The 547-nt window shown below is 48.4% G+C and carries 1 protein-coding gene; it reads left to right on the forward strand.

Annotated elements, in window-relative coordinates; genetic code table 11:
- The coding region (tssI, locus tag R7044_RS27405; protein WP_225456250.1) for a type VI secretion system tip protein TssI/VgrG at positions 1 to 547 on the forward strand (547 nt) is incomplete at both ends.

A 547-nucleotide genomic window follows, 5' to 3' on the forward strand; every position in this document is an offset into this window, starting at 1 on the left:
GTTAACCGTGTGAGAACGGGTCAGGTTACTTACACTGACTACAATTACGAGCAGCCAAAGATCCCGCAAGAGATGACTCACGCAGGTGATCTGGACCAAGATTTAAAGCAGTTTGATTATCCTGGACGTTATGTTGATCCTGTAATGGGGCAGATGAGAACCACTGAGTGGATGTCCGAGCACATTGTCGATAATCAGCAAGTAGAAGCGAGCAGTGATGTGATGCGTTTGGCGTCTGGTTACAGTTTTAACATCAGTGACCATCCTCGCTCTGAAATCAACCGTGATTACATCATGTTATCCGTCATGCACACAGGGCAAGACCCACAAGTGCACGAAGACGAAGCGAGCGGCATGCCAACTACTTACTACAACCAGTTCACGTGTATTCCACGTGATGTTGTATTCAAAGCGCCCAAGTTGGCGGCTCCAGTAGTGGATGGTCCGCAAACTGCGGTTGTAGTTGGTCCTGCAGGGGAGGAGATCTACACCGATAAACTAGGACGAATTAAGGTTCAGTTCCATTGGGATCGCTACGGTAACAACG

The organism is Vibrio sp. 1402, assembly GCF_033340275.1.